This window comes from Pseudomonas sp. BN606 (genome assembly GCF_029873115.1).
Classification (GTDB): Bacteria; Pseudomonadota; Gammaproteobacteria; order Pseudomonadales; family Pseudomonadaceae; genus Metapseudomonas.
This window is the reverse complement of the sequence record NZ_SSOF01000048.1, coordinates 1-8,834: the sequence shown is the minus strand read 5'-3', so window position 1 is coordinate 8,834 and position 8,834 is coordinate 1. Positions and strand designations below refer to the sequence as shown.

Here is an 8,834-nt window from a genome sequence, read left to right as displayed (position 1 = left end):
GGAGCGAATTCATTCGCGATTGAAATCGCTCCCACAGGAGCCCTCAGAGCTTGATCAGCACCGACTTCAGCTCGGTGTAGTGCTCGATGGCTGCCGCGCCCATTTCGCGGCCGACGCCGGAGAGCTTGTAGCCGCCGAAGGGCAGGGCCGGGTCGAGGGCGCTGTGGCAGTTGACCCAGACCGAGCCGGACTTGATGCGCGGAATCATCCGGTGCACCGCCGACAGGTCGTTGGACCAGATGCTGGCGCCCAGGCCATAGGGGTTGTCGTTGGCCATGCGCACCACCTCGTCGATATCGTCGAAGGGCATGGCCACCAGCACCGGGCCGAAGATTTCTTCCTGCACCAGGCGGTGCTGCTGGTCGACGTCGACGATCACGGTCGGCTTGACGAAGTAGCCGGGGCCGAAACCTTCGCCGCCGCAGGCGATGGTGGCGCCCAGTTCGCGGCCGAGGTTGATGTAGCCGGTGACGCGGTCTTGCTGCTTGGCGGAGACCAGCGGGCCCATCTGCACGCTGGGGTCCAGGCCGTTGCCGAGCTTCATGCCGTTGGCGATGCCCGCGATGTCGGCAATCACGTTGTCGAAGTGCTTGCGGTGCACATACAGGCGCGAGCCGGCGCAGCAGACCTGGCCCTGGTTGAAGAAGATCGCGCTGGCGGCGCCGGCGGCGGCTTCGGCGAGGTTGGCGTCGGGCATGACGATGGTCGGCGACTTGCCGCCGAGTTCCAGGGTCACGCGGGTCATGTTGTCCATGGCCGCCTTGCCGATCTGCTTGCCCACCTCGGTGGAGCCGGTGAAGGTCAGCTTGTCCACGCCCGGATGGCAGGTGAGGGCGACGCCGGCATTCAGGCCGGTGCCGGTGATGACGTTGAACACCCCGGCCGGGTAGCCGGCTTCCAGCACCAGTTCGGCCAGCTTGAGGGCGGTCAGCGGGGTTTCATCGGCGGGCTTGAGGATCACGGTGCAGCCGGTGGCGAGCGCCGGGCCGAGCTTCCAGCAGGCCAGCAGCAGGGGGAAGTTCCAGGCGACGATGGCGCCGACCACGCCCACCGCTTCGCGGCGGATGTAGCCGTGGAACTGGTCGCCCGGCATCAGCGGCAGGGACGGGTCGACCGTGGTGCCTTCGATCTTGGTGGCCCAGCCGGCCATGTAGCGGAGGAAGTCGATGGCCAACTGCACGTCCATGACCTTGGCCACGGCGGCGCTCTTGCCGTTGTTCAGGCATTCCAGTTCGGCCAGTTCCTGGGCATCGCGCTCCATCAGGTCGGCCAGGCGCCACAGCAGGTTCTGCCGCTCGCGCGGACGCATGCGGCTCCAGGCGGAATCATCGAAGGCCTGGCGCGCGGCCTGCACGGCGCGGTCCACATCCTCGGCGGTGGCGGAGGGCACTTCACCGAGGATTTCGCCGGTCGCAGGATTACGGAAACTCATGGTGTTGCCGCTGGCGGCGTCCTGCCATTGGGCACCGATCAGCATCCGATGGGGGCGGTCCAGGAAGGAGCGGGTTTGCGGAAGAATTGGGGGAGTCTGCATGGGCGGGGCCTCTTGTTGTTGGTGTCTGGCCCAGCGGGAGCAAGGCCTGTGCCAGCGCCCCTGCAGGCCAGGCAGGACGCCGGGCGCGGAGGTAGAGACGTCCTCTGCGCAACGCATCGATTCGGCAGGGTTGTGCCGGACTGGGGCAGGTGTCTCTGAATGAGACAGCCCGGCTGTCTCGCTTCAGCCGGGCCGGTTCGGAGCGAAGCCGTAGATGCCAGCGTGGGGCTACACCCGGAACTGTTTCAGGGTCTGGTTCAACTGGTTGGCCAGCGTTCCGAGCTGATGGCTCGCCGCATTGGACTGGCTGGCGGCGAGGGCACTTTCCTCCGCCAGGGAGGCCGCCTGCGTCACGTTCAGGTTGATGTCCTCGACCACCTGGGACTGCTCCAGGGTGGCGCTGGCAATCGAGGCGTTCAGGCCTGTCAGGTTACGCAGCGACTGGGCAATCTGCTCCAGGCTCCGGCCTGCCAGGCGAGCCTGTTCGACGGTCAGCGCCGACGCCTGGCTGCTTTCGTCGATGACCTGCACGGCGGCTTCGGAGTTGGCTTGCAGGCGCTCGATCATCGTCTGGATTTCGGCCGTTGATTTCTGCGTGCGTTGCGCCAGCAGCCGCACCTCGTCGGCGACCACGGCGAAGCCGCGCCCCTGTTCACCGGCGCGCGCGGCTTCGATGGCGGCGTTAAGGGCCAGCAGGTTGGTCTGTTCGGCGATGGCGCGGATGACCTCCAACACGGTGCCGATCTGCGCGCTTTCATGGGCCAGGGACTGGATGACGTCGACCGCCTTGCCGATGGTGCCCGAGAGCTGGTCGATTTGTTGCAGGCTGCTGCCGATATTGTCCTGGGCACGCAGCGCCTGTTCTTCGGCGTCGAGCATTTCGCTGGAGGCTTGTTCGGCGTTACGCGCCACCTCCTGCACGGCATAGGAAAGCTCCTGGACCGCGGTGGCGACCAATTCCATCTGTTGCGATTGTTGCTGGCTCTGGCGCTGGGTGTCGTCGGCGATGACCCCCAGGGATTGTGAGGCACGGTCGAGCGCGTCGGCGGTTTCCAGCGAATGGCCGATGACGCCGCGCAGCTTGCGGGTGAAGGCGTTGAAATGTGTGCCCAGGGCGGTCAACTCGTCACTCCAGTGTTCATCGAGACTACGGGTGAGGTCAGCCTCGCCGCTGGCGATGTTGGCCATGGCATTGACCGCCTGGTCCAGCGGTGAAGCGATGCTGCGGGCGATCAGGATGATCAGGACGCAGAGCAGCAGGCCCGTCAGCAACAGGATGCCGAGGGTGTTGAGGGCGTGCGCGCGGAACTCGACCTGCACGTCGTCGACGTAGATGCCCGAGCCGACTATCCAGCCCCAGGGCTGGAACAGCTCGACGTAGGAGACCTTCGGCACCGGCTCGTCGGAGCCGGGACGCGGCCAGCTGTAATGGACCAGACCGGCGCCATCGCGCTTGGCGACAGCCACCATGTCGTCGAACAGCTGTTTGCCGTCCGGGTCCCGCGTGCCGGTCATGACCTTGCCTTCGACCTTGGCGCTGGGGTGCATGACCATGCGCGTGTCCAGGCCCTCCAGCCAGAAATAGTCTTCACCGTTGTAGCGCAGGCTGCGCATCAGTTCGATGGCCTGCCGCTGGGCTTCTTCGCGGCTGAGCTTGCCGGTGCTTTCCTGCCCCTGGTAGTAGCGCAGGATGCTGCCGGCGGTCTCGACCACATGGCGGGTCTTCAGGGCCTTGGCGGCGTGCAGGTCGGCGAGGTTCTGGCTGAGCATCAGCCCGGCCAGGGCGAGCAGTACCAGCAGTGAGGTCGAGAGGATCAGCCACAGGCGGTGACTGATGGCGATATGGCGCAGGTTGGGCATGGCAGTTGGCTTCTTGTTGTAGGTCTCCGATGGCCGGAGCAAGGCCTGTGCCAGTCATGCCCGGACCTTGTCGAGCTGGCGTGTGCGGGTCATCAGGCTGGGGTCGTTCCCAGGCAGGGCTGCCGGCTCCGATTGAGACACCGGGTTGTCTCATGCCACCGCAAGACAGCGTGTGGAGGAAGGGTGAAATCGAGCCCCAAAAAAACCGGGCGCTCCACGGGAGCGGAGACGCCCGGAAAACGTGGGTGACTCAGAGTTGATAGCTGGCCAGTTCGCGGGCGATCACGAGGCGCTGCACTTCGCTGGACCCTTCGTAGATCTGCGTGATTCGCGCATCCCGGTAGTACTTCTCCACCGGGTAGTCCTCCAGGTAGCCATAGCCGCCATGGACCTGGATGGCGCTGGAGCACACCTGCTCGGCGATTTCCGAGGCGAACAGCTTGGCCTGCGAGGCTTCCGACAGGCAGGGCAGGCCGGCGCTCTTCAGGCGGGCGGCATGCAGGATCATCAGGTGAGCGGCATTGATGCGGGTCTGCATGTCCGCCAGCAGGTTGCCGATGCTCTGGTGCTCGATGATCGGCTTGCCGAACTGCACCCGCTCGCGTGCATAGCCCAGCGCCGCTTCGAAGGCCGCCCGGGCAATGCCGAGGGCCTGCGCAGCGATGCCGATGCGGCCACCTTCGAGGTTCGACAGGGCGATAGCGAGGCCTTTGCCGCGTTGGCCCAGCAGGTTGGCTTCCGGCACCACGCAGTTGCTCAGGGTCACGGCGCAGGTGTCGGAGGCCTTGATGCCCATCTTGTGTTCGCTGCGGTCGACGTCGAAGCCGGGCGTGTCGGTGGGTACCAGGAAGGCGGAGAGGCCTTTCTTGCCCAGCTCCGGGTCGGTCACTGCGAAGACAATGGCGAGCTTGGCCCGTTTGCCGTTGCTGACGAACTGCTTGGCGCCGTTGAGCACCCAGTGGCCATCCACCAGCTCGGCACGGGTGCGCAGGTTGTGCGCCTCGGAGCCAGCCTGGGGTTCGGTCAGGCAGAAGCAGCCTATCGCCGCGCCACTGGCCAGGGCCGGCAGCCACTGGTCCTTCTGCGCCTCGCTGCCGTAGTTGAGGATCGGGCCGCAGCCGACCGAGTTGTGGATGCTCATCAGGGCACCGAGGGCGGCGTCGCCGGCGGAGATTTCCTCTACCGCAAGGGCGTAGGCGACATAGTCGATGTAGGTGCCGCCCCATTGCTCTGGCACCACCATGCCGAGCAGGCCCAGTTCGCCCATCTGGCGTACCAGTTCGTCGTCGATCCAGCCGGCTTTCTCCCAGGCCTGTGCGCGGGGTGCCACTTCAGCGCGGGCAAAATCTCGCGCCATGTCGCGGATCATGCGCTGTTCTTCGGTGAGTTCGAGGTCATGCATCGTGCTTGTTCTCCCGCAGGATGGCACCGTCAGGCGGTGCGAAGAGGTTTGCCGGCCGCGCTCGGGAAGCCGCCGAAGAAGGACATGACCTGCTGTTGCGTCAGGTCCGCCAGGGTCGGCGGGTTCCAGCGCGGGTTCTTGTCCTTGTCGATGATCAGGGCGCGGATACCCTCGATCAGGTCGCCCTTGTCGAACCACTGGTCGTCCAGGTGCAGCTCCAGGGCGAAGCAATCACCCAGCGACAGATGACGGCCCCGGCGCAGCAGTTCCAGGGTCACGGCCATCGCCAGGGGCGAGCGACTGTCCAGCACGCGCACGGTTTCCTCGGCCCAGTCGGAGTATTCAGCACAATCCTCGGCCAGCAGCGATTGGCGGATGGCAGTGATATCCGGCAGCGAGAAATGCCGGTCGATGGCCGGGCGCAGCGCTTTCAGCTCCGAGCCCGGAATGCGCTCGGCGGCCAGGCAACCGAGCAACTGGGCGAGGTTCTCCCTCGGCGCATAGCTCCATTTCAGAGTGTCCAGTGCCTGGTCCAGTTCCGCGATGCGTTCGCTGGGCAGGCAGTAGTCGGCGAGGCCGGCATACAGCGCATCAGCCGCGCGCACCTGGCAGCCGGTGACGCCCAGGTAGATACCCAGCTCGCCCGGCAGGCGTGGCAGGAAGTAACTGCCGCCGACGTCCGGGAAGAAGCCAATGCCGACCTCCGGCATGCCCATGCGGGTGCGCTCGGTGATGACGCGCAGCGAGGCGGCCTGCGCCAGTCCCATGCCGCCGCCGAGGACGAAGCCGTCCAGCAGCTCCAGGACCGGCTTGGCGTAGTTGTGCAGGTACTCGTCGAGCGCATATTCCTCTTCGAGGAACACCTGGTGCTGGTTGTCACCGACTGCATGGCTTTCGTACAGCATGCGGATGTCTCCACCCGCGCAGAAGGCCTTTTCACCGGCGCCGCGAATGACCACGGCGACGATGTCCGGGTCCAGCTCCCAGGCCCACAGGTGACGATGTAGCTGGCGCACCATGGGCAGGGTCAGGGCATTGAGGCCGGCCGGGCGGTTCAGCGTGAGGTGGCCGACGTGGTTGCGCACGCTGGCCAGGATGGGCGCCTCGTCACTCATGCTCAGGCTTCCCGGCGGAACAGGTTGATGATCGCGGAGAAGTCGAGCCCGCCGTACCCTTGCAGGCTGAAGGTCTGATACAGCTGCTGGGCGGCGGCGCCGAGCACGACCGGCTGTTTCGCGTGGCGCGCGGCCTCGGTGGCCAGGCCCAGGTCCTTGAGCATCAGGTCGGTGCCGAAGCCGCCGCTGTAGCCGCGAGAGGCGGGGGCATTTTCCAGGACACCGGGGAAGGGGTTGTTGATTTCCGAGCTCCAGCAGCGGCCGCTGGAGGTGTTGATGATGCCCGCCAGCACCTTTGCATCCATGCCGAGGGCGACGCCCAGGGCCATGGCTTCGGCGACGCCGACCATGGAGATGCCGAGCAGCATGTTGTTGGCGATCTTGGCGACTTGGCCGTTGCCGGTGTCCCCACAGTGGACGATGTTCTTGCCCATGGCGGCGAGCAGCGGGTGGGCCTGGTCGAAGGCGCTGGCCGTGCCGCCGACCATGAAGGTCAGGGTGCCGGCCGCTGCACCGCCGGTGCCGCCGGAGACCGGCGCATCGAGCATGGGATTGCCCTGGGCGGCGGCCGCCTTGGCGACGTCGCGGGCACTCAGCGGGTCGATGGTGGAGCTGTCGATCAACAGTACACCCGGGCCGATGTTGGCCAGCAGCCCCTCGGCGCCCAGGTAGACCGCCTTCACGTGAGCGGCGGTGGGCAGCATGGTGATGATCGCGGCAACACCGTCACGGGCGAGCTCCGCCGGGCTGTTGGTCGTACGCGCACCGAGCTCCACGAGCGCGGCGGTCGCCAGCGGCGAGGGGTCGAACACGGTTAGCGTGTGGCCGGCCTTGAGCAGGTTGCGGGCCATGGGGCCGCCCATGTTGCCGAGACCAAGAAATCCGATATGCATGCTGGTGTCCTCTTGAAATTGGGCCGGGAGGGCGGTCAACGGTGGGTGAAGTTCGGTGCGCGCTTTTCCACGAAGGCATTCATGCCTTCCTTCTGGTCGGCGCTGGCGAACAGCGAATGGAAAAGCCGCCTTTCGAAGCGCACGCCTTCATTGAGTCCCAGCTCGAAGGCGCGGTTGACGCACTCCTTGGTCATCATGGCGGCGGGCAGCGATTTGCTGGCTATTCCACGGGCCGCGGCCAGGGTCTCGTCCAGCAGGGTTTCGGCCGGCAGAACGCGGGCTACCAGGCCGGCGCGTTCGGCTTCCTCGGCGGTCAGCTGGCGGCCGGTCAGGCACAGCTCCATGGCCTTGGATTTGCCCAGGGCATGGGTCAGGCGCTGGGTGCCGCCGATGCCCGGGATCACCCCCAGGGTCAGCTCCGGCAGGCCGAAGCGGGCGTTTTCGGCGGCGTAGATGAAGTCGCACATCAGCGCCAGTTCGCAGCCACCACCCAGGGCGTAGCCGGCGACCGCGGCGATCAGTGGCTTGCGCCGTGCACCGATGCGGTCGGCGGCGGCGAAGAAGTCATCCAGATAGATCTGCGGAAAGCCGAAGGCGGACATCTCCTTGATGTCGGCACCGGCGGCGAAGGCCTTGGCCGAACCGGTCAGGACGATGCAACCGACTTCTGCATCCGCCTCCAGGCAGTCAAGGGCCTGGTTCAGCTCGGCGACCAGCTGCGAGTTGAGGGCGTTGAGCGCCTTGGGGCGGTTCAGCGTGATCAGGCCGACGCGGTCCTGCACGGAGACCAGGATGGTTTCGTATTCCATGGCATTACTCCAGGCGGGCCGGCGCGAGGCGCCGGCCCGGAGGGATCATTTCAGTGTGATGGTGGTGTTCACCGCGCCGCCGACATCGTCTTCGTCGAACCAGCGTTGGGTGATGGTCTTGGTCTGGGTGTAGAACAGCACCACCTGCTTGCCGTAGGGGCCCAGGTCGCCCAGCTTGGAGGCGCGCGAACCGCTGAAGGAGAACAGCGGGACCGGCACCGGGATCGGTACGTTGATGCCGACCTGGCCGACGTCGATCTCTTCCTGGAAGTGGCGTGCGGCGGCGCCGGAGCGGGTGAAGAGGGCAGTGCCGTTGCCGTTGGGGTTGGCGTTGATGAAGGCGATGGCCTCATCCAGGCTGGCGGCGTTCACCACGCAGAGCACCGGCCCGAAGATTTCTTCGCGGTAGATGGTCATTTCCGTGGTCACGCCGGAGAAAATGGTCGGGCCGACGAAGTTGCCGTCCTCATAGCCGGGTACGCTCGGGTTGCGGCCATCGAGCACCAGCTTGGCGCCTTCCTCGATACCCGTGGCGATCAGGCCGCTGATGCGGTCCAGTGCGGAGCAGGAGACCACTGGGCCGATGTCGGTGCCCGGCTCGACACCGGCACTCACCTTGAGGGTCTTGGCCTTTTCCACCAGGTCCGGCAGCCAGGCTTGCGCCTCGCCCACCAGGATCACCACCGGCAGGGCCATGCAGCGCTGGCCGGCGGCGCCGAAGGACGCGCCCAGCAGGTTATTCAGGGTCTGCTGCTTGTTGGCGTCGGGCAGGACGATGGCGTGGTTCTTCGCGCCCATCATGCATTGCGCACGCTTGCCGTTCAGCGAGGCGCGGTTGTAGACGTGGGTGCCGACCTTGGTGGAACCGACGAAGGACACAGCCTTGATGTCCGGGTGGTCACAGATCAGGTTCACCGCATCGACGCCGCCGTGGATCACGTTCAGCACGCCTTTCGGGATGCCGGCTTCCAGCGCCAGCTCGACCAGGCGCATGGTCACCAGCGGGTCCTGCTCGGAGGGCTTGAGGACGAAGGTGTTACCGCAGGCGATGGCCATGGGGAACATCCACAGTGGGATCATCGCCGGGAAGTTGAACGGGGTGATGCCGGCGCACACGCCGATCGGTTGCAGCAGGGTGTAGGTGTCCACGCCGTTGGCGACGTTGTTGGCCAGTTCGCCCATCTGCAGGGTGCCGATGTTGGCGGCGTGTTCTACCACCTC

The 8,834-nt window shown here is 66.1% G+C and carries 7 protein-coding genes; all 7 read right to left on the bottom strand.

Annotated features, from left to right (window positions below; all coding sequences use genetic code 11):
- Positions 1-43: 43 nt before the first annotated feature.
- Positions 44-1,534, bottom strand: a complete 1,491-nt coding sequence (locus E8E75_RS07375; protein WP_280358413.1) for an aldehyde dehydrogenase family protein — start codon at positions 1,532-1,534, stop codon at positions 44-46.
- A gap of 228 nt (positions 1,535-1,762) precedes the next feature.
- Positions 1,763-3,394: a methyl-accepting chemotaxis protein gene (locus E8E75_RS07370; RefSeq protein WP_280358411.1), complete on the bottom strand. Its 1,632-nt coding sequence runs from the start codon at positions 3,392-3,394 to the stop codon at positions 1,763-1,765.
- Between the two features lie 250 nt (positions 3,395-3,644).
- On the bottom strand, positions 3,645-4,796 hold the full coding sequence (locus E8E75_RS07365) for an acyl-CoA dehydrogenase family protein (protein WP_120650613.1): 1,152 nt from the start codon (positions 4,794-4,796) through the stop codon (positions 3,645-3,647).
- Positions 4,797-4,825: 29 nt separating this feature from the next.
- Positions 4,826-5,911, bottom strand: a complete 1,086-nt coding sequence (locus E8E75_RS07360) for an enoyl-CoA hydratase/isomerase family protein (RefSeq protein ID WP_280358409.1) — start codon at positions 5,909-5,911, stop codon at positions 4,826-4,828.
- Positions 5,912-5,913: 2 nt separating this feature from the next.
- Positions 5,914-6,804 carry a 3-hydroxyisobutyrate dehydrogenase gene (gene mmsB, locus E8E75_RS07355; protein ID WP_280358408.1) on the bottom strand — a complete coding sequence of 297 codons (891 nt, stop codon included), beginning with the start codon at positions 6,802-6,804 and terminating at the stop codon, positions 5,914-5,916.
- A gap of 35 nt (positions 6,805-6,839) precedes the next feature.
- Complete coding sequence (locus E8E75_RS07350; protein ID WP_280358406.1) at positions 6,840-7,613, bottom strand: enoyl-CoA hydratase; 774 nt, start codon at positions 7,611-7,613, stop codon at positions 6,840-6,842.
- 45 nt (positions 7,614-7,658) lie between these two features.
- A partial coding sequence (locus E8E75_RS07345; protein WP_280358404.1) for a CoA-acylating methylmalonate-semialdehyde dehydrogenase occupies positions 7,659-8,834 on the bottom strand: 1,176 nt, incomplete at its 5' end.

What these genes read in the sequence shown, in the direction of transcription:
- E8E75_RS07365 (WP_120650613.1), bottom strand. Translation starts at nt 4,796, where the DNA reads ATGCATGACCTCGAACTCACCGAAGAACAGCGCATGATCCGCGACATG.
- E8E75_RS07370 (WP_280358411.1), bottom strand. Translation starts at nt 3,394, where the DNA reads ATGCCCAACCTGCGCCATATCGCCATCAGTCACCGCCTGTGGCTGATC.
- E8E75_RS07375 (WP_280358413.1), bottom strand. Translation starts at nt 1,534, where the DNA reads ATGCAGACTCCCCCAATTCTTCCGCAAACCCGCTCCTTCCTGGACCGC.
- mmsB (WP_280358408.1), bottom strand. Translation starts at nt 6,804, where the DNA reads ATGCATATCGGATTTCTTGGTCTCGGCAACATGGGCGGCCCCATGGCC.
- E8E75_RS07350 (WP_280358406.1), bottom strand. Translation starts at nt 7,613, where the DNA reads ATGGAATACGAAACCATCCTGGTCTCCGTGCAGGACCGCGTCGGCCTG.
- E8E75_RS07360 (WP_280358409.1), bottom strand. Translation starts at nt 5,911, where the DNA reads ATGAGTGACGAGGCGCCCATCCTGGCCAGCGTGCGCAACCACGTCGGC.